Genomic DNA, 26,551 nt, shown 5'->3' with positions numbered 1-26,551 from the left:
TTTGATGAGGTGTCTCGTGGATTCAAAAGATAAAAAGAATCATGATATCATTGATGATGATTTATATGAAGAAATAGATGAAGAAGAACTTCATGAATTAGTAAAAGAAGAGCAAAGAAAAGCAATCGAACGGTCAAAAAATAAACAAGAATCCCCAAAACGCCCATTTCCAAAATGGATGTTTTGGGTGATTGCTGTTGCGATGACTTTTAATATTCTAGCTTTTTTTCCTCAAATTATTTCCATACCCGCGATTGATTTTTTACAGACATCTTCTACCTTATCACAAAATGAAGATATCCAAGCATTTAAGGAAGCCGTTGTTGTAGTTGAAACGGATGATGGAAAAGGAACAGGTTTTTCCATTAATCAACAAGGCAAAATTCTTACGAATGAACATGTTGTCGATGGATATAACTCTGTTGTTGTTTCTTTTCCAGAGTTAGGCTTATATGAAGCAGAAGTAATGGAAAGCTATCCGGAAATTGATATGGCTGTATTACAGATTAAAAATGAAGAAGAGTTCCCTTATCTAACCATTGATGATCAATATAAAGTATCTCAAGACGAAAACATTCATTTTATTGGTAATCCACTATTCTTTAATGGTATTGCCAATGAAGGCAATATTGCTGGTACCATATTGTTAGATAGCTGGGATAGAGAAGTAATGATGATTCAAGCACCTGTCTACAGGGGAAATAGTGGGAGTCCAATTATTAATCAAGCTGGCGATGTAATTGGAGTTATTTTTGCAACACTAGATCATGAATCAAATGGCAGAGTTGGTTTATATGTACCAATTTCTTATTTTACAGAATTGTAACAAACTGAATATGATTGTTTAGCACGTTCAGAGAAGGGTATTTATATACTATAACCTTTCTGGAGGTGCTTTTATGTTATATAGTTCAAAAATCAAAGAAATGAATATCCGTGCGACGGATGGTGATATTGGTAAAATAAAAGATATTTACTTTAATGATAATTGGAATGTGAAATTTGCCGTAGTAGATACAAGAAAATGGTTACCTGGCCGAAAAGTACTTCTTCCTTTGCATGTTTTTCATCCTATTCAGAACGATAGTGAATATGTAGAAGTGGATTATGATAAAGATCAAATTCGCAATAGTCCACCTGTCCCTGAGGATGAGCATTTTACACCGGACGATCAAGGAAATGTACTAGATTATTTCGGTTGGAATATGTACAAAGATAACGCTGTTTCCACTGGTGGTCATAGTCCACTCGTTACATTTGATCACCCAGATTTAGATCAGCAAAATGTGCCAGAGGAACCTCATTTAAATCGTAATGAAATATTTACGAATGACACTTTAAGAAGTGAGGAAGAAACACTTGATTTCAAGGTCCATGCAAAAGATGGAAAAATTGGTAACATTGTTGATTTTATCTGTGATGAAAACAATAATTGGAAAATCACATACCTTGTCGTACAAAATAGCGAGAATATGACGGAGAATGAATTATATATTTACCGTACAGAACAAATTCAGACAGTGGATTGGTTTGAAAAAGATCTTTATATCAATGATTCTGTAAAAGGACTGGAAGGAACAGCACCTTTTACAGACAAAAATGAAATCTTATCTAGCTTGTCTTAAATCTATCTGTTCAGGCAAGTCGTACAACGTAGTATGGAAATTTGCAATGTGGGTTTAATTCGATTATATGAAATAAAAAACCAATTAATCCGGGTTGAAGATTAGATTCGGGTTAGTTGGATTTTTTGTGATGCTTTTATTTCGGAAATTTTATAATTAACAGTAATTTTTCTTGGAACGTAACTATTGGTAAAGGTAATGGTCATCGTTACGGTTTTTTAAATAAAATGTAAACCAATTGAGATAGTATCCATTATTGGTTTACGTTACCATTGACATACTCATTGATTCTAATGAGGTTAGACTATAAAATGATAAATGGTGGGAACATCATATGATATATATAAAACAAATTATAAATAAACGTACATATAAAATTGAAAATAATACACCCGAAAAGTTAAATAAAAATACGAATAGTTTGATGGCAGGGAGGTTCCTAATGTGATGATGAGTCAATTAAAGGAAACTCCTATAGAAGATAAAGTATATGCGATTCAACAAGGTGATAAGTTTTTGCAAAATGAATTGCTAAGAACTTATCAACCTTTTATAGCTAAGTGTGTATCGGAAGTATGCAAAAGATATATTGATCCAAAAAGAGATGATGAATTTAGTATAGGTTTGTCTGCTTTTAACGAAGCTATATTTTCCTATGTTCCAAATAAAGGAAGTTCGTTTTTATCGTTTGCAAAATTAGTTATTAAACGGAAAGTTATTGACTATATCCGTTATCAGCAAAAGAGGTCTGCATCTTTATCATTAGATGAAACGTATGATGAAGAACAAATGGAAAATTCGTTAGAAATTGCTGCAGTTCAAGAAAAATACCAAATCGAAATAGATACTCAAAATAGGAAAGAAGAGATTCTAGAATTTAAAGAGAAATTAAAGTTATATAAATTATCATTAGTTGAATTAACCGAGGTATCTCCTAAACATCGTGATGCTCGTGAATCCGCAGTGAAAACTGCACGAATACTTTATAACGATCTAACTCTCAGGGATTATGTATATAGAAAGAAAAAACTCCCAATTAAAGATTTGGTGAAAAAAGTTGATGTTAGTAAAAAGACATTAGAAAGAAATAGAAAATTTATACTTGCAATGTTTATTGTGCTTAGTGAAGACTATATCTATCTTAAGGAATATCTTAAGGGAGTGGGGCAATGAAGAAAGGAATTGTGATGGAAAGGCATCGCAAATACACCATTTTAATGACTAAAGATGGTTCCTTTGTAAAAGGAAGAGTACTTTCAAATCAATCTGAGATTGGTGAAGAGGTTGTCTTCCGACCAATAGGAAATCGCCAAGTTATGTTACGAAAACACCGTGGCATACCTTGGAAGGTGTCTTTATTAGCTGCTGCAATTTTATTAGTTGTTTTACCGATGTATTTTTTATCTCATGGAGAGAAAACGTTTGCGTATGTGACCGTAGATATCAATCCAAGTATTGAAATGCAAGTCGATGAAGAATTTGAAGTGCAAACCATTGAAGCAATAAATGATGATGGTGAGGAGATTATAAAGTCTTTAAATGAATATGAACACCATTCTATTGAAGAGGTCATTCGAGAAATTATTATTGAAAGTGAAGATCAAGGATTTGCATCTGAGAGAAATATGGTTGTTGGTATAAGTTACTTAGGAGAAGAAATTTCTAATTCGGTTCCTAACCACTTGCAAAATTATTTATCTACATTACAAGATTGGCGTATAGCGACATTAGTTATTCCTAAGGAAATTCGTGAATTAGCAGAGGAAGAAGAAACTTCAATGAATGAAATGATGGCTACTCATATGAACGACAATGAAGAAATGATAGAAGGGGAAGCGTTAGATTCTGATGATAAAGCAATTATAAATTCTTTTTTTAATGAAATTGAAGAAGCGAACCCTGATTCATCACAACACGAGTCAGAAAAAAGTGAGGACACAGAAGTCATTATAGAAGAAGAAAAAAAAGATCAAGAAACAGAACAAGACATAGCTAATTCAGAACAAGAAAAAGCAGTTGACGATAAAGATAAAGAGGACCAAGAAGTTAATGTTCGCCACAAAGAAGATAAGCTGACAAAGGATAAAAAGGAAAGAAATCCTGAAAACCAGTGGAAGGATCAACGATTTCCATCTGAGGAACATGATAAAAAAAAACAACATGAGAATTTAAAGAAAAACCATAAACCCAAAAACGAAATACCTGATGATGAACATAAAAATGATAAAGATAAATGGGATGAACACCATAGAACAAATTCGAAACATCATAAACATAGTGAAGAAGAAAAGCGGCCACCAAAGCATGGCGAAAAAGATAATGAAGACTTTAAATGATGGGAAGAACACCTCCCATCATTTAAATGTGTTTACATTTCTATTTTTTCTTGATTCAGAGGTGTTGTTAATTTCATTGCATGCTCTAAATAATACAATAAAGTATCATGTGAAAGTAGTACTTGCTGATGATCCATTGAGAAATGGTAATCGTTTAAGAAACGTTCAATTTTCTTAGATAAGATATCATCTTTCGTACGTACCATGAGTACTAATAAATCATCCCATTGACCCCAAAGTGTATAATACAATGCTTTATCGTAATCCGGAATAACCATCCGTATTCCCTCCTTATCAAAAGGATATTTATTATTTTGCCCGGTTTCTATATATAATGTCTTCAACATTAATGGTGTGTCTGCCAAAAAAAGGTGACATAAATTTGCATAAAAAGAAAATATCTATCCAAAATAAGGGCAAATAAGGTAAGGAGGAAAAAGATATGAAATTACGTATATTTACGATTATGGCTTTACTTTTTGTGCTAGTGGCTTGTCAAAATGCAGAAGAAAATTCAATGGATAATAATATGGGCGAAGGTAATGTGGAGCCTACCCGCTATGACAACAACTCTAATTTGGGTCAAGAAATGTCTGATAAAAATAACTCAATGCAGCGTGAGGCAGACCAAAATCAAAATACAAAGTATGATGTATCTGAAGAAGCTGCAGAAAAAATAGCAGACGAAGTAGAAGGAATTGAAGATGCATATGTATTAACTACTGATAATAATGCATATGTCGGAGCACATTTAAATCAAGACAATAACAACGGAAACAATAATCAATCTGAACAAGCAGGAGATAATGTATCAGATGAAACAAAACAACAAATTGGTGATATTGTTCGTTCTGTTGATAACTCCATTGAAAATGTATATGTAACCACAAATCCGGATTTTATGGATTTAACCGACCGCTATATGAATGATGTAGATGAAGGGCGTCCGGTAGAAGGATTATTTGAAGAATTTGGAAATATGATTGAGCGAATTTTCCCGAATAACCGATAAATTTATATGTTTTTTATTATGTAACTGTCGAGATGAGACCAAATCGGTCAAACTCTCGACAGTTTTTTTATTTTGAAAGAAAAAATAAATTTCCATTTCTTTCATGATACACATATGATATAGTGTAGACATATAATTCTTAGTATCCAAAGTATATTACTTGGAATTAATATAAATGGAGAGGAAACCATCAATGGGTAGAGAATTTATTGATATTTTTGAGGATTGGGCACCTTTATATGACGACAGTGTAACTGGGAAAGATGCACAATATGAAAAAGTGTTTGAACATTATGATCAAATTCTTTCAGAGGTAGTAGAAAAAAGTCAACATAGAGTACTTGAGTTTGGCGTAGGAACGGGGAATTTAACAAAACAATTACTCAAAGAGGGAAAGAGTGTAATTGGAATTGAACCATCAACAGCCATGAGGGAAATCGCACAAAAGAAACTTCCAGATATTACAATCTTGGATGGAGACTTTATAAATTTTCCGAAATTGACAATGCCAATTGATAGTATTGTGAGCACATATGCTTTTCATCATTTAACAGATGAGGAAAAAGAACAAGCAATAAGACAATTTCAAGAAGTACTAGAACCAAAAGGTGTTGTCGTATTCGGAGATACAATGTTTGAAACAATAGAAGCGAAACAGGAGCAAATTGATCTAGCAAGAGAACAAGGTTTTGATGAATTAGCTGAGGATTTAGAGCGAGAATATTATCCAACCATTGAAACAGTCCGGAATGCTTTTGAAAAATATCATTTTCATGTATCATTTAAACAGATGAATGATTTTGTGTGGATAATACGCGCAAAAAAATAGCATGAAGGGGAGATACTAATGTCTAAAAAAATGAACGTAGAAAGCTTTAATCTTGATCATACAAAAGTAAAAGCACCTTATGTAAGGTTAGTCGGAGTTACTGAAGGTGCAAATGGAGACAAAGTACACAAGTATGATATTCGATTTAAACAACCAAATAAAGCACACATGGAAATGGCTGGTCTCCATTCTTTAGAACATCTAATGGCAGAAAATATTCGTAACCATTCTGATGCAGTTCTTGATATTGGACCAATGGGATGCCAAACAGGATTTTATCTATCATTACTCAATCATGAAGATTATGATGATGTACTTACAATGATTGAGAAAACTCTTGAAGATGTATTACAGGCTACTGAAGTGCCGGCTTGTAATGAAGTTCAGTGTGGATGGGCAGCAAATCATAGCCTTGTAGGTGCTAAAGAAATTGCAAAAGAAATGCTAAACGAAAAATCTGGTTGGTCAGAAGTATTTTAAAGAAATAAAATTCTCGTTGTACTCTTTCTCTCCAAGGTAGGAGTGACAATTCATTGGCAATTTATGAATCGATTCAACAATTGGTTGGTAATACACCTTTATTAAAAATTAATGAGATGGCCATTCCGAATAATGTCCATCTCTATGCAAAATTAGAGTTTTTAAATCCTGGTGGAAGCGTAAAAGATCGATTAGGACAATATTTAATTGATAAGGCGTGGGAGCAAGGCTTGCTTAAAGAAGGAAGTACGATAATCGAGCCTACAGCTGGAAATACTGGTATCGGTTTAGCTTTAGCCGCTAGAACGAAACAGTTGTCAGTTATTTTTTGTGTTCCAGAACAATTTAGTATTGAAAAGCAACAAATCATGAAAGCATTAGGAGCAACAATTGTCCATACTCCAAAAGAAAAAGGGATGATTGGCGCTATTGAAAAAGCAGAACAATTAGTAAAAGAAACACCAAATAGTTATTCTCCGCAACAGTTTTCAAATAAATATAATCCTATGACCTATTACGAGACCATGGCACCGGAAATTTGGAGTGATTTACAAGGAGATATTGATATCTTTGTAGCTGGTGCAGGATCAGGAGGTACTTTTACAGGATGTGCGAGTTATTTTAAGGAAAGAAAAAATTCGATTCATAACGTTATCGTTGAGCCTGTTGGATCAATTTTAGGTGGAGGAGAAGCTGGTCCACATGCAACAGAAGGAATTGGGATGGAATTTATTCCCGATTACATGGATCAGACCTTAATGGATGAAGTCCAAACTATTTCCGATAAAGAAGCTTTCTTGATGGTTGAAGAACTTGCTAAAAAAGAAGGTTTGTTAGTGGGTAGTTCTTCTGGTTCCGCTATGGTAGCTGCTTTAAACAAAGCAAAAGAAGCAACACCAGGAACAACAATTGTTACCATTCTTCCTGATGGAAGTGATCGCTATTTAAGTAAACAGATTTATAATGTGTCAAAGCAATTGTAAAGGAGTTAGGAGAAATGAGAGATAAAACTAAAATGATACATGGCGGGATTACTTCAGATGAACGTACTGGAGCTGTAAGTGTCCCAATTTACCAAGTAAGCACATATAAACAAGATGGTCCAGGAGAGCACCGTGGTTACGAGTATTCCCGTACAGGTAACCCTACAAGACATGCCTTAGAAACAGTAATTGCAGAATTAGAAGAAGGAAACGCAGGTTTTGCATTTGGTTCAGGTATGGCTGCAATCACTTCTATTATGATGTTATTGGAATCTGGAGATCATGTGATAATGACAGATGATGTCTATGGTGGATCATACCGATTAATGACTAAAGTATTAAATCAGTACAATATAGAACATACTTTTATTGATACGAGTTCTGATGAATCCGTTATCAATGCAATTAAACCAAATACTAAAGCAATATATGTGGAAACACCAACAAATCCATTGTTGAAAATCACGGATATTAAAGAAATGTCAACAATCGCACAAAAACATAACCTTTTACTAATTGTAGACAATACTTTTGCAACCCCATATTGGCAAAAACCATTAACAATGGGTGCTGACATCGTATTGCATAGTGCTACGAAGTATATAGGTGGGCATAGTGATGTTGTTGCAGGTTTAGTTGCAGTAAACTCCAAAGAATTAGCAGAGCGTATTCATTTTATACAAAACTCAGTTGGTGCAGTACTAGGTCCGCAAGATTCATGGCTATTACTACGTGGAATTAAAACATTAGCTCTTCGTATGGAAGCTATTGAGCAAAATACTAAAAAGCTTATTGCCTATTTAGAACAGAATCCAAAAGTAGAAAAAATATATTATCCAGGATTAGAAAATCATCCGGGACATCAAATTGCTAAACAGCAAGCATCAGGGTTTGGTGGAATGGTATCGGTGGATGTAGGAAGTGGAGATCTTGCAGATAAAATTTTAAGTAAAGTAGAATTTTTCACACTTGCAGAAAGTCTTGGTGCAATTGAAAGTTTAATATCGATCCCTGCAAAAATGACACATGCATCCATTCCAGCTGATCGCAGACAAGAACTAGGTATCACCGATGGATTAATTCGTTTATCAATTGGTATTGAAGATATAGAAGATCTCATTGAAGATTTAGAAAATGCGATGCAATAAGTAAAATAATGGACTATTTCCAATGAGGGAATAGTCTTTTTTTTGCAAGATAAGAAAGCGCAGTATCTTTCTGAAGCGGGTTTTCAATACCCATTCATTAGGATTTATCTTTTGTGTAAATACTTATCCCAAACTTCAACCCTAAAACACAGGGGACAATGACTACTTTCTATACGATCGCTTTGGTTTTTTTCTTTTTAGGTCAAGTGATGCTAGAAACAATTCAATGGTTGTACTATAATCATTGTAATACGAAATTTGTTTCATTATGTAGATAATTGAGGAGGTAATGATATGAGTGAAAAAGCATTAAACTATTTACAAGACCATAGAGAGGATATGTTAAACAAGTTATATCGCTTTTTGTCTATACCTAGTATAAGTACAGATTCGAAACATAAACAAGATATTCACAATGCAGCTGATTTTTTAATTACATACTTAGAAGAATTATCATTTACAAATATTGAAAAAGTAGAAACAGATGGACATCCTCTCGTTTATGGTGAATATATGGATGCGGGAGAAGATGCACCGACAGTATTATTATATGGTCATTATGATGTTCAGCCTGTTGATCCAATTGAATTATGGGATAGTGAACCATTTAAACCAGAGGTCAGAGATGGGCGTATTTATGCTCGGGGATCCAGTGATGATAAGGGTCAGGTATTTATGCATCTCGCTGTATTTGAAGCGTATTTAAAGACTGAAGGAAAACTTCCAGTAAATGTAAAAGTTTGTATTGAAGGGGAAGAGGAGATCGGTAGTGAAAATTTATACGATCTTTTACAAGAAAAAAAAGAGAAGTTTAAGGCAGATTTTGCAGTTATTTCTGATTCGGGAATGGCAGAAAAGAATCAACCAACTATTTTGTATGGATTAAAAGGCTTTACTGGTATTGAAATTAAAGTAACTGGACCAGATCATGATTTACATTCTGGAATGTACGGTGGAGCGGTTAGAAATCCGATTATGGCTTTAAGTCATATCTTATCGTCTTTAAAAGATAAAGACGAGGTGATAACCGTGGAAGGTTTTTATGATGATGTTGAAGGACTTTCAGATGAAGAACGTAAATTAATGGATCAGGCACCTGGAGAAGACTTTATTGATGCAACAGGTATACCTGAAGTTGCATCAGAAAAAGGATATACAGCTAAGGAACATACAATGGGGAGACCAACCTTAGAAGTGAACGGTATTTTTGGGGGGTATCAAGGAGAAGGTACAAAGACGATTATTCCTTCATCCGCCACAGCAAAAATTACTTGTAGATTAGTGCCTGGGCAAGACCCAGTAGATATTCAGGAGAAATTAGTGAACCATGTAAATAAATTTACCCCTTCAGGTGTTACCGTAGAAGTAAAGAAAGAAAAACTTTCTGCTAAAGCGTACAAGGTTGAGCCGACACATCCATTGATAAAAAAAGCAGCCAAAAGTTATACAAAAGCATTTAATAAAGACACGGTATTCTTACGTATGGGAGGCTCCATTCCTGTAGTAGAATGGTTTGAGTCCATTTATCAATTCCCTATTGTATTATTAGGGTTTGGTACTCCTGAAGATCGCCTGCATTCACCAAATGAAAGTTTTCCATTAGATAGTTTTGATAAAGGAATGGAGACACTCGTTTATTATTGGAATGAATTGTAATACCACTTTCATTGCTTTAATAGGATAGATGAAAAACACGGTAAATAAAAAGATTACATAAGGAGGGTCACACATGAAAGCAGCAATAGTTACAGGAGTTTCAAAAGGTTTAGGAGAATCAATTGCGAAACTGTATTTAGAATCAGGTGTAATGGTTATTGGTGTATCTCGAACAGATAACAAGACCTTATATTCCATAGCTGAAAATAATAATACAGAATTTCATCACGTAGCTTGTGATTTATCGGATATAAATGATTATGATTCTACTTTCTATAAGATGGATGAAATTCTTTTTCAAAACAATGTAGATACGATATATTTAGTGAATAATGCAGGGATTGTTGAACCTATAGACCAAGCGAAAAATATACAGTACGTTGCATTACAAAAGCATCTACAAGTAAATTCACTTGCACCAATGGCTTTCACCAATTATTACTTACAAAAAGCAGAGGAGCATGAGGTCTCATTAATAACTTCAATCGTCACTTCCGGAGCTGCACAAAAACCTAAATTTGGATGGAGTGCTTACTGTTCTTCAAAGGCAAGTATGAATATGTATACAGAGACGGTTGCTCTTGAACAAGATGAAGAGCAAACCGGTCATAAAATTATTGCTTTCAGTCCTGGAGTAATGGATACGAATATGCAAGAAACAATACGTTCTAGCTCCAAAGAAGCTTTTAAAGATGTGGAAGATTTTAAAGGATTAAAGGATAATAATTTATTGAAAGATACGGATTTAATTGCAGGCGTGCTTATCGATATTATGACAGATGAAAAAATACAAAACGGAAAAATTTATGATGTCAAAGACTACATTTAAGAAACTTACCTATGGAAAATAAAAAAAATAGTTATTCGCCCTCCCAAATTTGATGAATTCGCATAAAGTAAATTAGATTCAAATAGAGGAGGTAACAAACATGGGTAAAGAACATCATGGTGAAAACTTTGGCTCCGCTGGCTTTGCTTTGCTAGTTGTGCTATTTATCTTATTAATCATCATAGGAACTGCATATAATGGTGGAGGTTATCAGGGCGGAGGCAGCTGCTACTGCTAATCAAAAATTAAATGAATGAAATCAATCAAGAAAGCTTGTAGCATTCATTTGCTACAAGCTTTTTGTTAGAAATTAATTTCTTGAAATACATGTTGATTGATTCGTTTATACATATATCGATGAGCTAAAAATACTCCCAGTGATATGACAGCGAACAGGATAACGGCTAGGAGATAAACATTTGATACATCGATATTCCATAGTACGATGGTAATCAAACCAAAAATAACGCCTTGCATAAGAAATCCAAAGAAAGGGACAAATCGATTTTTAAATAATTCTTGTTCGTCTGTCCAATTTAATTTTGGTTGGTTCATATCGAGTATGATTCCAATACAACTAGAAAACCAATTAATTGCAAGGAATAATATCCCCCATAGGATAAGTATCTTTACTGGGATTTCTATAATAATACCTATCACGAATAGTAATATCATTGGCAATAGACCTATGATCCAAGAAACGATTAATTTACTATGAATAACTTGCTTGTGATTAAGAGGAAGAAATAAATTAGCTCTCCACGTTTTACCTTCTCGAGAAATAGAAGTTGCAGCAGTCATATTAATGCTGCCCATAAAAACAGTAACAATAAACAGTAATAAAAGTACATTGTTTTCAGGTACTGAACCAGTAATCTCTCCTGCTGCCCCACTTCCAAAGTCCAAAAAGAAAATTACCAATAAGAATACTGGCATGAATAAAGACTGGACAACACATTGAGTGAGAAATGTCGGTGTTCGAAAGAGTATACGTAAATCCTTTTTGATATAGGATTTCCAAATCGGTTGAGAAGCAATGGATTTATCTAATGCCTTATCAGACATTTTTCCACTACTACCACCACTCATACCAAGTACACCTTTTAAATATAATTTTTGACCGAGAAATGCAAATAGTAAGATTGCTAATCCACTTAGTATGAACATAAACAATAAAAAAAGAAATCCAGTTATTGAGTCTGCTTGGTGTAAGCTATTTGCTGAAAACCATGCTGGCGGATAGAAGTATGTAATCCACTGCAATAATCCTTCTTGTTCTTGCATCGTTTGGCCAATGGACTCCATTAGTTCAGATTCATCTGTATTGAGCCGTACTACCACATTTAACAAAATAACAGCCGCAAGTGAAAATACACCAGCAAATATTTTAGAACGGTCTTTATTTTTAGCTATATTGACATAGCGCATAACAAACATCAATATTACAGAAGCAATTACAAAAGGAATTATTGGCAATAGAATAAATAAAAGGATTCCATAAATATAATAAAGTAATGGACCATTACTAATATTCCCGTAAATAATCATCATCGGTAAGTAAGTAATCCCTGATAGCATGTAAGAGTAAATCAATGGAGTTGCTGCTTTTCCTATTAAAATTTGGTATGGGTGTAACGGAAAAGGAATGTAAGCTTCTACATCATCTGCAAAATAAAAAGCGGTTAATACAGAAATAATACAAGTAATAAATAGGATAATACTCATGCCGATAAATAATAGACCTAGTATCATCGATTGCTGTTGTAAAGGTGCAAACACGTTATAAATGGCACTAATTAAATTATTATAAAGTGTGAAAATCATTCCGAGAAATGGAATGAAAAATATTCCGGCAACGATATACAACCAAGTATAGTTATTTTTGCTGGTGGAAGTGTATTGCATCTTTAGCATAATACGAATGACTTTCCATGTCTTACTCATCATTAGTCAACTCCAAGAATACATTTTCTAGCGATTGATCTGTTGCATATTCTTTTTGAAGTTGTTCTATCGTTCCGTAAAAAATAAGTTTACCTTTATTAATAATGGCAACTTCATCACATAATTGTTCAACTACCTCAAGTCCATGGCTAGAAAAGAAGACTGTATTGCCTTTATCGGCATGTTCCCGCATCATCAATTTTAAGGAATGAGAAGATTTAGGATCTAATCCGGTTAAGGGCTCATCAAGAACCCAAATATCCGGATCATGTAATAAAACCCCGGTTACCATTATTTTTTGACGCATACCATGAGAATAACTTTGTATGTAATTTCCTAATGCATCGTGAATAGAAAATTGTTTGGTAAAGTATTCAATTCTTTCTTTTCGAATATCAGCCGGTATTTCATAAATATCCCCAATAAAATTTAAATATTCCATTCCTTTTAATCGAAGAAACATATCGGAACGATCTGGAACTAACCCGAATATTTTCTTTGCTTCTAGTGGTTGTTTTTCAATATCAAGTCCATTTAAAGTAATGGAACCAGAATCAATTGGTAAGATCCCTGTCATCATATTAATGGTGGTGGACTTTCCAGCACCATTTGGTCCTAAGAAACCAATTATTTTTCCATTAGGTATCGTTAAATTCAAATCTTGAATGGCAGTCTTGCCCTCAAACTCTTTTGTAACATTATTAATTTCTATCAATGTGTTTCCTCGCTTTCCATTGGTCTTTACTGTTCGAAAAAAGTTACATATGTTAGAATTTACATTGGAATAACCAACGAATGAACTATGCATAGTATTAGTATAACGTACTTAAAGATAGAATTGGAGAGGAAGAGGTTAATGATTTCAAGAAAAAGTAAACGAGAAGTAGAGCAAATGCAAGCTGCTGCAGATGTTCTCGTTGCCTGCCATAAAGAAATTGCAAAGATAATTAAACCGGGTATTTCAACGATTGAAATAGATAATTTTGTCGAAGGGTTTTTAGAAAAACATGGAGCTACTCCTGAGCAAAAAGGCTATAATGGTTATCCTTATGCAATTTGTGCTTCATTAAATGACGAAATTTGTCATGGATTTCCTAATGAAAAACCTTTAGAGGATGGAGATATCGTAACAATTGATATGGTGGTAAATTTAAATGGTGGTTTAGCTGACTCAGCATGGACATATGCTGTTGGAAATGTAGATGAAAAAGGAAGCCGGTTAATTGATGTGACCAAAGAAGCACTATATAAAGGTATTGAACAGGCACAACCAGGTAAGCGAATAGGTGATATCGGTCATGCAATTCAAACTTATGCTGAAGCAGAAGGTTTTTCGGTAGTACGTGATTTCACAGGACATGGAATTGGACCAACTATTCATGAAGATCCTCATATTCCTCACTATGGTTTGCCAAACAAAGGACTTCGTTTAAAAGAAGGAATGGTAATTACAATCGAACCTATGATAAATGAAGGGGATTGGCAAAGCCAAATGGATGATAATGGATGGACGGCAAGAACAATCGATAAAGGACGTTCTGCTCAGTTTGAACATCAGATTGTCATTACAGAAAATGGACCACATATCTTTACAGAACAAAATAAATAACATACAAAGACCCAAACTGCATTTTGAAAAGCAGTTTGGGTCTTTAACTATGGACCTTATTTTTTTGCTGTTTTAGCACCAAATAAAATAGTTATGATTGGACTTAGCAGGCAGAAGAATGCAAATGGTAAATAGGTTAGCACTGGTACCCCAAGTACATCCGCTATAAATACTCCACATACACTCCAAGGAACTAATGGATTAATCACTGTACCTGCATCTTCCAGCGTACGTGATAGAGATCGCTTAGTTAACCCAGCTTTTTCATATATAGGTTTAAAAGTTTCTCCAGTTAATAATATTGATAAATACTGTTCACCGATAAGTACGTTAACTCCAATAGCAGTACCTGCCGTTGATGCAATGATTGATCTTGCACGTTGTAATTTCTCTTGAAAACTGTTTAATAGGCTCGGAATAATGCCTGTAACAAACAGTAATCCTCCAAAACTTAAGGCTAATATTACTAGTGAAATAGTAAATAGCATCCCATTTATTCCACCACGAGTTAATAATTCATTTACAGGTTCGAAGTTCGTAGTTCCAGTAAATCCATTAAACCAAGCGCTTGTAATTTCCTTCCATGTAAAACCATTCGTAATTTTCCCGACGATTACGGCGATTAAGCTACTTAATGATAAAGCAAGAAACGCTGACATTCGAAATATAGTACATATAATTAATATGATTAAAGGTATCCAAGAACCCCAATGTATAAGTCCACTGTCGATTAGTGCTTCTTGGTATGCTTCTACATTACTATTGGATGTACCTTGTTTAGGAGAAAGCAATGCAAACACAATAAATGAAATAATAAATGCAGGTATCGTAGTTAAACTAATATGTTTAATATGATCAAATAAATCTACTCCAATTACGGAAGATGCAAGATTTGTTGTATCTGATAGTGGTGACATCTTATCACCAAAAAAAGCACCTGAAACGATAGCACCAGCTGTAATAGCTAGAGATGCATCCATAGCTCCTGCCATTCCGATAAATGCTACGCCAATTGTTGCAGTAGTTGTTAGAGAGCTTCCCAAGGAAATCCCGATTATAGCAGTGACTGCAAAGACAATAGCGTAAAACCACGTAGTGCCAATTAAAGAGAACCCTGTATTTATTAAAGTTGGTATAGTACCGCTTATCATCCAACTACTGATTAATACTCCTATAATGAAGAAAAGAAAAATGGCTCCCATCCCGGAAGAAGCTCCAGTTGCCATTGCATCTTGGAGTGAAGAGTAATTAATTTTTTTTAATAATCCATAGCAAATTAATAATAACATCCCAATTAAAATTGGAATATGTGGTGTTGTTTCTAATCCGATTATAAAGTAGCTAATAAATATAATAATAAATATAAAGAATAACAACGCTTCCCAAAAAGCTGGTTTATGTTTAGCCGAAATTGGTTTCATAATCTCTCCTCCTAAAAAATAAAAAAGCTTCGTCCCTTATTGAAGGGACGAAGCTGTATACTCCGCGTTACCACCCTGGTTGATGGAAATAAATCCATCCACTCAAATAGATATGACAATCCTAATAACTGAGATGTGTAATTCGATATGAATCCGCCAGAGTTTTCAGCGACCACTCTGTCTCTTATACTGCTAAATTCAAAATCTACTCCGTATCTCTAATTGCCGGTAGTGTTAAATTGTTAATATTGACTATACAACCATCGAGCTAGTATTGTCAATAACCAAAATTTCCTTTTTAAATTTTGGTTATTTAGTTATAATTAAGTCAAAATTTCATTAGCGGGAATAGAACCCCTCCGAATGTTAGTAACTTAAATGAACGGTTTTCGGTTGAACAATTGCTCAGAGTGATAAAAGAATATTTAAATTTGGAGAGAAATCATAATGCAAATATCATCAACAATTAAAGTAGAATCGCCTCTAACAATTATGAAAAGAGGATTAAAAGCCGGTTTTCCAATTATGCTTGGATATTTACCAATTGCAATTACATATGGTGTTCTGGCTAGCCAAGTTGGATTGTCACTATTTGAATTAACTTGGATGAGTGCAGCAGTATTTGCTGGGGCAAGTCAATTTATGGCTGTAAATATGATTGCTGTTGGAACAGGTATTATTGAAATTATTATTGCAACGTTTGTTTTGAATTTCAGGCATTTTATTATGAACTTATCGATGATGAACGTGTTAAAAGCAATTCCACTACATAAAAAATTACCGTTATCGCTTGGTGTAACGGATGAAACTTTTGCAGTGTCTTCCATGTATTCCGTGGAAGGGAAAAAAGCACAAGGAATTTGGTTTTATGGAACAATTATCGGATTATCATATATTTCCTGGGTAATCGGATCTTTAGTTGGTGGATTACTAGGTGAGATAATTCCTACTGTTCTTAGTCAAAGCATGGGGATTGCACTTTATGCAATGTTTATAGGGTTATTGATACCATCTGCTAAAAAAGATATGAAAGTAGCTTATATTGCGGTAGTAGCAATGATTATTCATTGGGGTTGTCTTCAGTTAGGGATGAGTACAGGATGGGCAATTGTGTATGGAACTATTTTTGGGGGAATGGTTGGAATTCCTTTGTTGAAGGAGGAAGAAGTATGATTATCGCAATGATTCTTGGTATGTTTATTGTTACAATGCTACCACGTTTAATTCCGGTTTTTATAGTTGAGAAAGTACAATTTCGTCCATGGGTTAATCGTTGGTTACTAGCAATACCATATGCTGCACTCGGTGCTTTAATTTTTCCGGGTGTATTATCAGTAGTACCTGACCGACCATTTGTAGGATTATTAGGTGGAATAATAGCAATTTTGTTATCACTGATTGGGTTAAATGTTGTTTTTGTTGTTATTGGTTCTATATTGTCAGTATTTATCATGGTAAATTTATAGTTTTAAATTTCTGAAAGATATATAGCGTTATTGTAAAGGGAACTTGACGTCAAGTTCCCTTTACTTTATCATTTTGGATTAGAAGGGATGAAGGTGGATGAAGAATAGAATAAAAAAATTTCGTGAAATTCATAACATATCTCAAGCTCAATTGGCAGAAATGCTTCATGTATCAAGGCAGACCATTATTTCAATAGAAAGAGAAAGATATAATCCTTCATTACCTCTAGCCATTCAAATTGCCAGATGTTTTAAAAGTAGTGTAGAGGAAGTTTTTATATTAGAGGATGAATAAGGAAAGGGGAATATTTTATGATGTATATGAACAGTAAAACTGGTAGACGTTTTTTTACAATAATGGGATGTTTGTTTATGTTATACACTGCTATTTTTTCATCAGCTTCGTTATTTTCACTAGGCATTTTACAAGGGCATGAATTAATCCAATTATCAATGTCCGTCATGTGTTTCTGTTTAGCTTATTTGTACCCACAATTTAAGCAGAACGATGAACGTACTAAAGCGATAAAGGAACGAGGGATGTTTTTTAGTTACTTCTTTTTTGCTGTATATAGTGTAATATTAATGATTTTGTTACAATTTGGATTGTTAAGTTTGACTGGATATCAGACGATAACTTTAATGGCTTCATTGATGATCATCACTGTATTTTCTTCCTTTGTTATTTTGTCTAAGCGATATTAGTGTATTTAAAGCTATCATGTATAAATCCCCCTAAGGCTTAATTGAAAAAGTCTTGTAGGGGGACCTATTGATTTAATTTATTTTTCTTCGAATGGTTCAATATGAATAAGCGCATGAGAAATTCGATGCTTATCATATAAATATTCCTCAATTCGATCGGTAATTTCATGACCTTGAGCGACTGTTAGTTCAGGATCCACATGAATGGTTATATCCAGAAGTTCTTGGTTTCCATGAATTCTTCCTTTAATATCATCAACGCGTAAAACCGAGGGGTCTTTATCTATCGTTTCCTTAATTTCTGTTAATTTTTCATCATCAAATCCATCTGTTAATGTAATTGTAGAATCTTTAAAAATGTCCCAAGCAGTTTTACAAATAATTATACCAACGATTCCAGCAGTTAGAGGATCTAACCAAAATAAACCGAACTGTGCACCAATAATACCAATAAAGACTCCGATACTTACTAAAGCATCTGCTTTGTTATCCATAGCTGCCGCATATAAAGAGCCACTCTCAATTTTTCTCGATAATCGTAAATTAAATCGATATACAAATAACATAATTACCGCTGCAAAAATTGCAGTCCAAGCGGTTAATATATCCGGTTGGGTGTAAGCAGAATTGAGCAGTTTTTGTACAGCTTCGATGATGACTTGAAGCCCGATAAACATCATAATGAATGCTGCGAATAAGGATGCAATCGTTTCTGCGCGATAGTGACCATAGCGATGTATGTCATCAGGTGGCTTACGAGCAATTTTTAGTCCGATCAGTACAGCAACAGAAGTGACAATATCAGTTAGATTATTTAACCCATCTGCTCGTAATCCATCAGAATTTCCGATGGAAGCAATATATAGTTTTGATGATGCGAGTATTAGGTAAGCAATGATACTTAGCCATGCCCCTTTTTCACCTTGTTTTAAATGATCTGAATGATCCATTCTTGTATCCTCCAGCGTGTAATAAAAACACTTTATTTAGAGCTTATATAGTTTACCAAACCTTCTACTGGTGGGTCTAGAGAAACAAACAAGCATATATCCATAGGTCTTGAGAGTTCTAAAGGAAGTTTCCTTGATACAACATATCATTAGTAAAAAGACAAATTTTATTTAGTAAAATAATAAAAATTAAATAAGAAGGTTGCAATTTATTAGAAAATTGAGGATAATGGTTAAAAGGAACAAGGGGGGCCTATTCCATGAGGAAGGCTAAAACAGTATATCGTATATTTCGCTATGCAGGAGAACCATTACAAGCAAAGCGCGAGATTTCATTTGAAACAAGCTTGCTCTCAAGATTAATATTAGATGAGCTATGCTTCAATTGGAATAAGACGAAGTTGGAAGAAGCCTTAAATAGCTCCATCGATCAAAATAATGAACAATCGTTCCAGAAGTTAAGTGAAGAGTACAAGCAGTTTGTTTGGGAATAAAAATATTGATTATGCCTTGCCTCAACAGGTAAGGCTTTTTTTGAATTTAATTTGGAGGTGAGTTGTTTTGCTGTTAGGTAATAGAAGCACGAAAATAAATGGGGGAAAAAGATGAACAATAAAAATTTTTTAATTAAAAAACAGAATATGATTATTTTTTACATACTCTTATTTTCAATTATATTAGGAGTAGGTGCGGAACTCATTGTTGGCGCACCAATCGCTAATATTTTAGCAATATTTATAGGAGGGTTAGTTGGACTTATCATAATTTGGATGTTAAATCAAAGTGAACGATATACTTACTTAATTCCTTATATTGTTATTATTTCTATCTCTTTAGTAGCGTTAATTGTAATGATGAGTTCAGAATATGTAACAAATATGTTATTTGTGTTTTATCTATTAGCGGTTTCAGCTTTATCTCTTTCTATTCCAGCTTTAATTACTGGTGGGGTAGTTGGATTACTATTACTTAGCTATTTCGTGTTAGAAAAGGGTACAGCTATTGGTTTTGATTCACGATCAATGGCAATTACACTTGTATTCTATACATTAGTATTTATTGTTTTATTTATTCAGGTGAAGATTGCGCAAATGCTGCTGACAAATACAGAAAAGTCGTTGGACGAAAGTAAGAAACTGACGCATGATCAAATGAAACAGTCTAAGATAGTGAAAAACGGTGTATCTCAAGTACATCAGAAAATGCAAGTAATTGAAAAGGAAAGTCTCTGGAACTTCCAATCCATGAAAGAAATGCGGGATGCATTTAAAGAAATGAATGAAGCAACACAAATTCAGTCACACGCAGCTACAAACATATCAGAAACGACGGAACTGACGAATCAGCAAATTAAGCATATGATTGATTTATTTACGAAACTAAAAACCGACGGCCAACAATTGGAAGCGCTATCAAAATCAGGATCTCATTCCATTAATGAATTAAATGAAATGATGGATGGATTTCAACAATCTTTTAACGATTTATCAACAAATATGAAACAATTAGAGCGTACAATTAAAGAGAGTGCCGAATTTATTAACGAAATACAAAGTATTGCATCACAAACAAACTTACTAGCATTGAATGCAAGTATTGAAGCAGCACGAGCTGGCGAAGCGGGCAAAGGTTTTGCAATTGTCGCTGAAGAGATTCGTAAACTTGCAGAAATATCAAAATCTACGGCAAAAAAGATTGAAATCAATATGGATGGAGTCCAACAAGGCGCTATTCACACACAACAGGAAGTGTTGCAAAATGGGGAACAGTTGAAACGGAGTATCGAGCGAGTGAATAAAGCAAGTGATAATTTTGCAATTATATCTAAAGAAATTTTACAGTTTTTAGATTACACTACTGATTTACGTCATCGCGGTCAAAATATTCAAACGTCTTCCATTGAAATAGATCAATCACTAGATCAACTTGTTTCTATTATAGAAGAGAATACTGCCACTATGGAACAGATGGAAGTTACAGTTGAACAACAAGCTAGCCGAATGGGAATCTTAACAGAAGCGATTGAGGCGACAAATAAAGCTGCTGCGTCATTAGAAATGAAAAAAGTCTAGTATGGGGGGAGAAGGGATGGATTTAAAGAGTAGAAAAAAGATACAACGGAGCTGGATGATGTATGATTTTGGGAATTCTGCGTTTGCAACAACGATTATGGCTGCTGTCTTACCAGTGTACTATTCAACTGTTGCAGCATCTGGATTAGAAGACAACTTAGCCACTAGTTATTGGGGATACTCGCAGTCAATATCCGTGTTAATTGTTGCTATTCTAGCCCCAATTCTTGGTGCAATTAGTGATTTCTCTGCAGCAAAGAAGAAGTTCCTTCGTTTTTTTGCTTTTATGGGGATTATAGCTAGTTTATTAATGATGTTTATCGGTGAAGGCGATTATATATTAGCATCGTTATTATTTATCATTGGTTCCATTGGTTTCTCCGGAGCTAATGTATTCTATGATGGCTTTTTACCTGAAATTGCTGAAAAAGAAGAAATGGATAAGGTTTCATCTGGAGGATTTGCTTTTGGTTATATCGGAGGAGGAATCTTACTTGCAATCAATGTTGTTATGATTTTAAAACCAGACTTATTCGGTCTTCCTAATACACAGTGGGCTACGAGGCTAGCATTAGCATCTGTAGGGATTTGGTGGTTTATTTTTTCTATACCATTATTGAAAAATATTAAAGAGGAAAAAAAGCAACAAGTAACAAGAACTAAATCGTATGTTGCGATCGGTTTCAATAGAGTTGGAAATACTTTTCGTGAAATAAAACAATACAAACAATTAGCTATTTTTCTAATTGCTTTTTGGTTATATAACGATGGCATTTCAACTATCATTCGAATGGCGACAGTGTATGGAAGTGAGATAGGTATTGCTCAAAATGATTTAATTATAGCGTTATTAATTACTCAATTTGTCGGTATACCATTTACTTTTTTCTTTGGTTGGTTAGCGACGAAAATAAATCCAAAAAATGCACTATATATTACCTTATTTACGTATCTTGGAATAGTTATTATCGGCTATTTCATGAATTCCGCACTTCATTTTTACTTATTGGCTATTATTGTAGGTATGGTACAAGGTGGTGCGCAATCGTTAAGTAGATCTATCTTTGGAAGAATGGTTCCAGCTGGAAAACATGCGGAGTTTTTTGGTTTTTATGGAATTTCGTCAAAATTTGCCGCAGTAGTTGGACCATTTATGTTCGCAACTATTGGGCACCTAACTGGTAATAGTAGACTCGGTATATTATCACTCATTTTCTTTTTTGTAGCAGGTATCATTTTATTACGATTTGTTGATATCAATAAAGGTATTTTGGAAGCAAAAGAAGCATCTAATCCAAAAGATGATGTGATTGTTAAAACGAAGTAATAATGAAATTAAGTAAACGGGCTGGGACATAACAAAAAGTTTTGGTCAAAAGACGGATGAAAACTAGAATAAGCGTAAGAAATATACGGAGACTCTTTGAAAATCAAAAATCGATTTTCTGCGTGCGATGCAATGCTTGTCGAGGTCTTCCTTGTCCTATGGGAGCAAGGCCTAGGCGAGACCCCGGAATGCATAAGCATCCGGATGCTCACCAGCCGCCTTAGGATAAGCGGAGTATATTTCTGAAGCGGTTTTCAATACTATTCATTTGGATTTATCTTTTGATTAGATACTTATGTCTCATCCTCGTTTTAACTTTATTTAAAAGTAGTTTCCCAATTGAAATTAATCGTTGGGTCATTCCAATCAATTCTTTTTTCATCCGGATCATTTTTATTATACGATGCAGTTGTAAAGTAAATGATTGTGGCTGATTCACTTCCTAAAACTCGGTATCCGTGAGCAACACCCTTAGGTATTAATAATAAGATTGGATTGTGCTTTCCCATATAGATGACATCTGTTCTGCCAGTAGTACTTGTGTCTTTTCTTAAATCGTAAAGAACTACTTGAGCATTCCCTGATGGAAAAAACCATAAATCATCTTGTTTTTCATGATAATGAAATGCTTTAATCACTCCAGGATAACTCATGGAAATTGTCGCCTGCCCGAAATGGGATAATAAATTTTCATCGTCTCTTACTAATTCAGCTAAATATCCGCGATCGTCACTGTGTTTTTCTAGCCTTTTTGTCTGAACACCTTCAATCAAGTATATCTACTCCTTATTAATAAAGTTACGGAGAGCCTCTTTCCAAAAACGAGGGAGTTTAGTTCCCGAGGCTTTTAATTTATCCATACCTAAAACAGAATAACTTGGTCTCGTTGCTGGAGTCTTATAGTCCTTAGAGGAAACTGGAGTAATTAAATTTGGGTCTGTTCCTAATTCCTCGTAAATTGTTTGTGCAAATGAGTACCAGCTACACATACCTTGATTTCGTATATGATAAATACCAAATGGAAGTTCTAGTAATGGTATACAAGCTTCAACTAAATCACTGGTATAGGTCGGACTCCCGACTTGGTCATTGACGACTTTTAACGGTTTCTTTTTGTAAGCATTGTTTTTCATTGTATTAACAAAATTATTTCCTCCATCCCCATAAAGCCATGACGTTCGAATAATATAGTTCTCTGGTATTGATTGAAGAATAAATTCCTCTGCTAGCCACTTACTTAAGCCATAGTTATTTATGGGATTAGGAAGATCAGATTCACTATAAGGTGTATTTTTTTCTCCATCAAATACATAATCAGAACTAAAAAAAACAAGCTTTGCCCCATATTTTTTACAAGTACGAGCAAGATGTAATGTTCCAATCGTATTCACTTGTAGAGCTAGAAAGGGAAATTTTTCACTATTATCTACTGCTGTGTATGCAGCAGTATGGATAACGTAGTCTGGTTGAAAGGATTTTATGTGATGATCAATTTCAACAGGATTGGTTATATCCATATCCTGTTTGGAGAGACATTTTAGGTTGACCTCAAGAGCTAACTTGGATGCGAATGCTTTTCCTAGTTGTCCTTCACCACCTGTAATAAGAATCCTCATTCTAAATCACAACCTTTTTCAGTCAGTGATAGAATATCATTATTAAAAGTGAATTGATTTGCCTCAAAGATGGCTTCATATGTTCCCGCATCAATCCACCAGTTTGATAAAACATCAAATGTAAGTTTACTGTTTTGTAAGTATAAATTGTTTACATCAGTAATTTCTAACTCCGCTCGAGAAGAAGGAGAGATTTGTTTAATTAAATCAAAAACTTCCGTATCGTACATATAAATTCCTGTGACACAATAATTGGATGAGGGATTAGCAGGTTTTTCTGTAATGGATAACAAATTTTTTTGAGATTCATCAAAAGTAGCGATTCCATATCGACTAGGATCTGGCACAGTTTTTAATAATACTTTCGCTCCTATCGATTGATTCTTATAGGACTCAACATAAGGAATTAAAGAATCTTGAAATATATTATCGCCTAGTATCACAGCTAATTTATCACTACCAACAAACATTTTACTCAGTAATATTGCGTCTGGTATACCGGCAGCTTGTTGCTGCGTTTCAAAGTGAATACGTACACCTAAGTCCTTTCCGTCCCCTAGTAATGCCCAAAATAGAGGCAAATCTTGTTGGTTAGTTGTTATCAAAATATCTGTTATATCAGCTTCTCTTAATTTAACAATTGGATAGTAAATCATTGGGTATTTACCTATAGGGATTAAATGTTTATTTACCACTTTTGTGAGAGGATGAAGTCTGGTTCCTTTTCCTCCGGCAAGTATCATTCCCTTCATCTAGGTATACACTCCCGCCTCAGTAGTATATTATTTGATATCCTATGCAATTGAATAATGCTATGTTCTCGCCTAAATTATCAAGAATTAGTCTGTGACCTATTCGTATGTAAATGGTTAGTAATACACTATAGTACGTGTGTAATGGTTAAGGAGGCTAATCATGGTTTCACAACAAGTATTAAAGGATAATTTTACGTATGAATGTTGGGTGAGGAAAGATAAAAATTCGAGTGAAAATGAACCATTCTTGATATTATCTAAGCATTTGAATGATGTAACAAACGTACGAGGAATTGATATAGAAATAAATAATGATAATATACAAGTAGTCGATATAAGTAAAAATTTAATTCCGATAATTGATGTATATCGCGATTTGAATTATTGGACTCATATTGCAGTTATTTATCAAAACAAAAAAGTTTTTCTATATATAAATGGAACTTTAGTGAAGAGAGTAGAATATAAACGAGAGTTAACCCTATATGTACCTAAAAGATTCAATAGCCAGAATTTTGCGGGGAGTATTCGGGGGTTAAGAATATGGAGTTATTCCCGTAATGCTAGCGAAATCAAATCGTTTATGAATCAATTACTGTCATCGAATGAAAAAGGGTTGTTATTTAATTATCACGGTGATCTAAGAAATAAAACAATTACTGATAAAAAAAATATAGTCCAGAAGAATAACCAAAAAAAAGATACAAAGATTATTGCTTTTTATTTACCACAATTTCATGAGATACAAGAAAATAATCAATGGTGGGGAAAAGGTTTTACGGAATGGTCGAATACCAAAAAAGCCAAACCATTATTTAACAACCATTACCAACCCCGAGAACCATATAAAGACTTCTATTATGATCTTACTAACCCTGGGGTAAGAGAATGGCAAGCGAACCTTGCAAAAAAGTATGGAATTTATGGATTCTGTTATTATCATTATTGGTTTAAAGGTAGAAGGTTGCTAGAGAGACCATTTAATGAAGTGCTATCAAGCGGGAAACCAGATTTTCCATTTTGTCTGTCTTGGGCTAATGAACCATGGACGAGGAACTGGAATGGGGGATCTAAAGATGTCTTAATGCCTCAAGATTATGGAGACAAAAAAGACTGGAAAGAACATTTTAATTACCTTATTAAGGCATTTAAAGATGAAAGGTATATCCGAGTGGAAAATAAACCATTATTCATCATTTATCGGCCTGAATTAATACCGAATTTAATTAATATGATGGACTATTGGGATAAACTTGCCAAACAATATGGTTTAGATGGAATTTATTTTGTACAAACGTTTAATGGTTTTCGTCCTTTAGCACCAATAAATAGATTTGATGCTGCTGTTGAATTTGAACCACATTTTACATTAGCGCATAGTAGATATAATAATTTCTGGAGAAAGGTCAAAGGTTTTTCAGGAGAAAAAATGTTTTTAGATTATGATCGAATCTGGGAAAGCATTTTAACCAGAAATACTATTCAACATAAGAAAGTATTTTTAGGCGCATTCAATGATTGGGATAATACTGCTCGGATGCAAGCATCAAGCACGATATATCATAGAGCCTCACCAACAAAGTTCAAAAATTATTTAAGTCGTCAGATTTATAGAGCAAAGAATGTCTATAATAGTGAATTTTTATTTATTAATGCATGGAATGAATGGGCTGAAGGGGCATATCTCGAACCTGATAAAAGATATGAGTATCGCTATTTAGAAGCTGTAAGAGATGCTTTAAAAATGAATTACTAATGAAAATTGCAGATAAAATATGAGAAACTCAT

General features: G+C 34.1%; 29 protein-coding genes and 1 pseudogene. 22 read left to right on the top strand and 8 right to left on the bottom strand.

From position 1 onward, the window contains the following. The first annotated feature begins 16 nt into the window (after positions 1–16). The 4 genes from ABC346_RS17080 to ABC346_RS17065 all read left to right on the top strand — a co-directional run bounded on the left by ABC346_RS17080 (position 17) and on the right by ABC346_RS17065 (position 3,961). Positions 17–826 (top strand): S1 family peptidase, encoded by an 810-nt coding sequence (locus ABC346_RS17080; protein ID WP_413235997.1) that lies wholly within the window; start codon positions 17–19, stop codon positions 824–826. Positions 827–899: 73 nt separating this feature from the next. Next, on the top strand, positions 900–1,625 hold the full coding sequence (locus ABC346_RS17075; protein WP_413235996.1) for a PRC-barrel domain-containing protein: 726 nt from the start codon (positions 900–902) through the stop codon (positions 1,623–1,625). 447 nt (positions 1,626–2,072) lie between these two features. Then, positions 2,073–2,798, top strand: coding sequence for an RNA polymerase sigma factor SigI (gene sigI, locus ABC346_RS17070; RefSeq protein ID WP_413236570.1), 726 nt, complete (start codon positions 2,073–2,075; stop codon positions 2,796–2,798). Next, positions 2,795–3,961: an anti-sigma factor domain-containing protein gene (locus tag ABC346_RS17065; RefSeq protein WP_413235995.1), complete on the top strand. Its 1,167-nt coding sequence runs from the start codon at positions 2,795–2,797 to the stop codon at positions 3,959–3,961. The genes sigI and ABC346_RS17065 overlap by 4 nt, the downstream gene beginning before the upstream one ends. Positions 3,962–3,993: 32 nt before the next feature. Here ABC346_RS17065 and ABC346_RS17060 read toward each other — a convergent pair whose 3' ends face one another. After that, positions 3,994–4,239 (bottom strand): YhdB family protein, encoded by a 246-nt coding sequence (locus tag ABC346_RS17060; protein WP_413235994.1) that lies wholly within the window; start codon positions 4,237–4,239, stop codon positions 3,994–3,996. Positions 4,240–4,403: 164 nt separating this feature from the next. On the opposite strand from ABC346_RS17060, the gene ABC346_RS17055 reads away from it, so the two are divergent. From ABC346_RS17055 to ABC346_RS17020, 8 genes are all read left to right on the top strand, one after another. Next, a complete protein-coding gene (locus tag ABC346_RS17055; protein ID WP_413235993.1) occupies positions 4,404–4,973 on the top strand; it encodes a YhcN/YlaJ family sporulation lipoprotein in 570 nt (189 codons plus the stop codon). 193 nt (positions 4,974–5,166) lie between these two features. Further along, the gene (locus tag ABC346_RS17050) at positions 5,167–5,802 is read left to right on the top strand and encodes a class I SAM-dependent DNA methyltransferase (protein ID WP_413235992.1); all 636 of its coding nucleotides are present in this window, start codon (positions 5,167–5,169) and stop codon (positions 5,800–5,802) included. An 18-nt stretch (positions 5,803–5,820) separates the two neighbouring features. Continuing rightward, positions 5,821–6,282: an S-ribosylhomocysteine lyase gene (locus ABC346_RS17045; RefSeq protein WP_413235991.1), complete on the top strand. Its 462-nt coding sequence runs from the start codon at positions 5,821–5,823 to the stop codon at positions 6,280–6,282. Positions 6,283–6,335: 53 nt separating this feature from the next. Next, complete coding sequence (locus ABC346_RS17040) at positions 6,336–7,265, top strand: PLP-dependent cysteine synthase family protein (RefSeq protein ID WP_413235990.1); 930 nt, start codon at positions 6,336–6,338, stop codon at positions 7,263–7,265. A 14-nt stretch (positions 7,266–7,279) separates the two neighbouring features. Next, positions 7,280–8,413: a bifunctional cystathionine gamma-lyase/homocysteine desulfhydrase gene (locus ABC346_RS17035; protein ID WP_413235989.1), complete on the top strand. Its 1,134-nt coding sequence runs from the start codon at positions 7,280–7,282 to the stop codon at positions 8,411–8,413. Positions 8,414–8,707: 294 nt separating this feature from the next. After that, positions 8,708–10,069 (top strand): dipeptidase, encoded by a 1,362-nt coding sequence (locus ABC346_RS17030; RefSeq protein ID WP_413235988.1) that lies wholly within the window; start codon positions 8,708–8,710, stop codon positions 10,067–10,069. Positions 10,070–10,142: 73 nt separating this feature from the next. Next, a complete protein-coding gene (locus ABC346_RS17025; protein ID WP_413235987.1) occupies positions 10,143–10,898 on the top strand; it encodes a (S)-benzoin forming benzil reductase in 756 nt (251 codons plus the stop codon). Positions 10,899–10,998: 100 nt separating this feature from the next. Next, a complete protein-coding gene (locus ABC346_RS17020) occupies positions 10,999–11,136 on the top strand; it encodes a YjcZ family sporulation protein (RefSeq protein ID WP_413235986.1) in 138 nt (45 codons plus the stop codon). Between the two features lie 65 nt (positions 11,137–11,201). Here the strand turns inward: ABC346_RS17020 and ABC346_RS17015 are convergent, their stop codons facing one another. Continuing rightward, complete coding sequence (locus tag ABC346_RS17015) at positions 11,202–12,842, bottom strand: putative ABC transporter permease subunit (protein WP_413235985.1); 1,641 nt, start codon at positions 12,840–12,842, stop codon at positions 11,202–11,204. Continuing rightward, positions 12,835–13,557, bottom strand: a complete 723-nt coding sequence (locus ABC346_RS17010) for an ABC transporter ATP-binding protein (protein ID WP_413235984.1) — start codon at positions 13,555–13,557, stop codon at positions 12,835–12,837. The genes ABC346_RS17015 and ABC346_RS17010 overlap by 8 nt, the downstream gene beginning before the upstream one ends. A gap of 141 nt (positions 13,558–13,698) precedes the next feature. Between ABC346_RS17010 and map the strand changes: the two genes are divergently transcribed. Next, complete coding sequence (map, locus tag ABC346_RS17005; protein ID WP_413235983.1) at positions 13,699–14,451, top strand: type I methionyl aminopeptidase; 753 nt, start codon at positions 13,699–13,701, stop codon at positions 14,449–14,451. Between the two features lie 56 nt (positions 14,452–14,507). Here the strand turns inward: map and nhaC are convergent, their stop codons facing one another. Beyond that, complete coding sequence (gene nhaC, locus ABC346_RS17000; RefSeq protein ID WP_413235982.1) at positions 14,508–15,872, bottom strand: Na+/H+ antiporter NhaC; 1,365 nt, start codon at positions 15,870–15,872, stop codon at positions 14,508–14,510. Between the two features lie 447 nt (positions 15,873–16,319). Here nhaC and ABC346_RS16995 point away from each other — a divergent pair, with 447 nt between their 5' ends. From ABC346_RS16995 to ABC346_RS16980, 4 genes are all read left to right on the top strand, one after another. Continuing rightward, positions 16,320–17,045: an AzlC family ABC transporter permease gene (locus ABC346_RS16995; RefSeq protein WP_413235981.1), complete on the top strand. Its 726-nt coding sequence runs from the start codon at positions 16,320–16,322 to the stop codon at positions 17,043–17,045. Next, positions 17,042–17,338 (top strand): AzlD domain-containing protein, encoded by a 297-nt coding sequence (locus tag ABC346_RS16990; protein ID WP_413235980.1) that lies wholly within the window; start codon positions 17,042–17,044, stop codon positions 17,336–17,338. The genes ABC346_RS16995 and ABC346_RS16990 overlap by 4 nt, the downstream gene beginning before the upstream one ends. Before the next feature lie 97 nt (positions 17,339–17,435). Then, complete coding sequence (locus tag ABC346_RS16985; RefSeq protein WP_413235979.1) at positions 17,436–17,633, top strand: helix-turn-helix transcriptional regulator; 198 nt, start codon at positions 17,436–17,438, stop codon at positions 17,631–17,633. A 17-nt stretch (positions 17,634–17,650) separates the two neighbouring features. After that, complete coding sequence (locus ABC346_RS16980) at positions 17,651–18,043, top strand: hypothetical protein (protein WP_413235978.1); 393 nt, start codon at positions 17,651–17,653, stop codon at positions 18,041–18,043. A gap of 77 nt (positions 18,044–18,120) precedes the next feature. On the opposite strand, the gene ABC346_RS16975 is transcribed toward ABC346_RS16980, so the two are convergent. Next, on the bottom strand, positions 18,121–18,993 hold the full coding sequence (locus tag ABC346_RS16975) for a cation diffusion facilitator family transporter (protein ID WP_413235977.1): 873 nt from the start codon (positions 18,991–18,993) through the stop codon (positions 18,121–18,123). Between the two features lie 260 nt (positions 18,994–19,253). Between ABC346_RS16975 and ABC346_RS16970 the strand changes: the two genes are divergently transcribed. From ABC346_RS16970 to ABC346_RS16960, 3 genes are all read left to right on the top strand, one after another. Next, positions 19,254–19,487: an IDEAL domain-containing protein gene (locus tag ABC346_RS16970; protein ID WP_413235976.1), complete on the top strand. Its 234-nt coding sequence runs from the start codon at positions 19,254–19,256 to the stop codon at positions 19,485–19,487. Positions 19,488–19,598: 111 nt separating this feature from the next. Then, positions 19,599–21,065 carry a methyl-accepting chemotaxis protein gene (locus ABC346_RS16965; RefSeq protein WP_413235975.1) on the top strand — a complete coding sequence of 489 codons (1,467 nt, stop codon included), beginning with the start codon at positions 19,599–19,601 and terminating at the stop codon, positions 21,063–21,065. Positions 21,066–21,081: 16 nt separating this feature from the next. Next, complete coding sequence (locus ABC346_RS16960; RefSeq protein ID WP_413235974.1) at positions 21,082–22,392, top strand: MFS transporter; 1,311 nt, start codon at positions 21,082–21,084, stop codon at positions 22,390–22,392. A gap of 317 nt (positions 22,393–22,709) precedes the next feature. Here ABC346_RS16960 and ABC346_RS16955 read toward each other — a convergent pair whose 3' ends face one another. Genes ABC346_RS16955 through ABC346_RS16945 form a run of 3 tightly spaced genes read right to left on the bottom strand, consistent with a single transcriptional unit; the run spans position 22,710 to position 24,760 of the window. Continuing rightward, on the bottom strand, positions 22,710–23,165 hold the full coding sequence (locus ABC346_RS16955) for a dTDP-4-dehydrorhamnose 3,5-epimerase family protein (RefSeq protein WP_413235973.1): 456 nt from the start codon (positions 23,163–23,165) through the stop codon (positions 22,710–22,712). 6 nt (positions 23,166–23,171) lie between these two features. After that, a complete protein-coding gene (rfbD, locus tag ABC346_RS16950; RefSeq protein WP_413235972.1) occupies positions 23,172–24,008 on the bottom strand; it encodes a dTDP-4-dehydrorhamnose reductase in 837 nt (278 codons plus the stop codon). After that, complete coding sequence (locus tag ABC346_RS16945) at positions 24,005–24,760, bottom strand: sugar phosphate nucleotidyltransferase (protein ID WP_413235971.1); 756 nt, start codon at positions 24,758–24,760, stop codon at positions 24,005–24,007. Before ABC346_RS16945 ends, rfbD begins: the two co-directional genes overlap by 4 nt. A 163-nt stretch (positions 24,761–24,923) precedes the next feature. Between ABC346_RS16945 and ABC346_RS16940 the strand changes: the two are divergent. Together ABC346_RS16940 and ABC346_RS16935 are read left to right on the top strand one after the other, a co-directional pair. Continuing rightward, positions 24,924–25,328: pseudogene (locus ABC346_RS16940) on the top strand (LamG-like jellyroll fold domain-containing protein); the annotation flags it as partial. A gap of 108 nt (positions 25,329–25,436) precedes the next feature. Further along, positions 25,437–26,519, top strand: coding sequence for a glycoside hydrolase family 99-like domain-containing protein (locus ABC346_RS16935; RefSeq protein ID WP_413236569.1), 1,083 nt, complete (start codon positions 25,437–25,439; stop codon positions 26,517–26,519). The last annotated feature ends 32 nt before the right edge of the window (positions 26,520–26,551 follow it).

Origin of the sequence: Oceanobacillus phoenicis (assembly GCF_047238145.1) — a bacterium.
Taxonomy (GTDB): domain Bacteria; phylum Bacillota; class Bacilli; order Bacillales; family Amphibacillaceae; genus Oceanobacillus.
This window is presented reverse-complemented; position numbering and strand designations above follow the sequence as displayed.

Bases quoted from the DNA above. Each gene is read 5' to 3' on its own strand.
- ABC346_RS17075 (WP_413235996.1), top strand. From the start codon at position 900: ATGTTATATAGTTCAAAAATCAAAGAAATGAATATCCGTGCGACGGAT.
- sigI (WP_413236570.1), top strand. From the start codon at position 2,073: ATGATGAGTCAATTAAAGGAAACTCCTATAGAAGATAAAGTATATGCG.
- ABC346_RS17065 (WP_413235995.1), top strand. From the start codon at position 2,795: ATGAAGAAAGGAATTGTGATGGAAAGGCATCGCAAATACACCATTTTA.
- ABC346_RS17060 (WP_413235994.1), bottom strand. From the start codon at position 4,239: ATGGTTATTCCGGATTACGATAAAGCATTGTATTATACACTTTGGGGT.
- ABC346_RS17055 (WP_413235993.1), top strand. From the start codon at position 4,404: ATGAAATTACGTATATTTACGATTATGGCTTTACTTTTTGTGCTAGTG.
- ABC346_RS17050 (WP_413235992.1), top strand. From the start codon at position 5,167: ATGGGTAGAGAATTTATTGATATTTTTGAGGATTGGGCACCTTTATAT.
- ABC346_RS17045 (WP_413235991.1), top strand. From the start codon at position 5,821: ATGTCTAAAAAAATGAACGTAGAAAGCTTTAATCTTGATCATACAAAA.
- ABC346_RS17035 (WP_413235989.1), top strand. From the start codon at position 7,280: ATGAGAGATAAAACTAAAATGATACATGGCGGGATTACTTCAGATGAA.
- ABC346_RS17030 (WP_413235988.1), top strand. From the start codon at position 8,708: ATGAGTGAAAAAGCATTAAACTATTTACAAGACCATAGAGAGGATATG.
- ABC346_RS17025 (WP_413235987.1), top strand. From the start codon at position 10,143: ATGAAAGCAGCAATAGTTACAGGAGTTTCAAAAGGTTTAGGAGAATCA.
- ABC346_RS17020 (WP_413235986.1), top strand. From the start codon at position 10,999: ATGGGTAAAGAACATCATGGTGAAAACTTTGGCTCCGCTGGCTTTGCT.
- ABC346_RS17015 (WP_413235985.1), bottom strand. From the start codon at position 12,842: ATGAGTAAGACATGGAAAGTCATTCGTATTATGCTAAAGATGCAATAC.
- map (WP_413235983.1), top strand. From the start codon at position 13,699: ATGATTTCAAGAAAAAGTAAACGAGAAGTAGAGCAAATGCAAGCTGCT.
- nhaC (WP_413235982.1), bottom strand. From the start codon at position 15,872: ATGAAACCAATTTCGGCTAAACATAAACCAGCTTTTTGGGAAGCGTTG.
- ABC346_RS16995 (WP_413235981.1), top strand. From the start codon at position 16,320: ATGCAAATATCATCAACAATTAAAGTAGAATCGCCTCTAACAATTATG.
- ABC346_RS16990 (WP_413235980.1), top strand. From the start codon at position 17,042: ATGATTATCGCAATGATTCTTGGTATGTTTATTGTTACAATGCTACCA.
- ABC346_RS16985 (WP_413235979.1), top strand. From the start codon at position 17,436: ATGAAGAATAGAATAAAAAAATTTCGTGAAATTCATAACATATCTCAA.
- ABC346_RS16980 (WP_413235978.1), top strand. From the start codon at position 17,651: ATGATGTATATGAACAGTAAAACTGGTAGACGTTTTTTTACAATAATG.
- ABC346_RS16975 (WP_413235977.1), bottom strand. From the start codon at position 18,993: ATGGATCATTCAGATCATTTAAAACAAGGTGAAAAAGGGGCATGGCTA.
- ABC346_RS16970 (WP_413235976.1), top strand. From the start codon at position 19,254: ATGAGGAAGGCTAAAACAGTATATCGTATATTTCGCTATGCAGGAGAA.
- ABC346_RS16965 (WP_413235975.1), top strand. From the start codon at position 19,599: ATGAACAATAAAAATTTTTTAATTAAAAAACAGAATATGATTATTTTT.
- ABC346_RS16960 (WP_413235974.1), top strand. From the start codon at position 21,082: ATGGATTTAAAGAGTAGAAAAAAGATACAACGGAGCTGGATGATGTAT.
- rfbD (WP_413235972.1), bottom strand. From the start codon at position 24,008: ATGAGGATTCTTATTACAGGTGGTGAAGGACAACTAGGAAAAGCATTC.
- ABC346_RS16945 (WP_413235971.1), bottom strand. From the start codon at position 24,760: ATGAAGGGAATGATACTTGCCGGAGGAAAAGGAACCAGACTTCATCCT.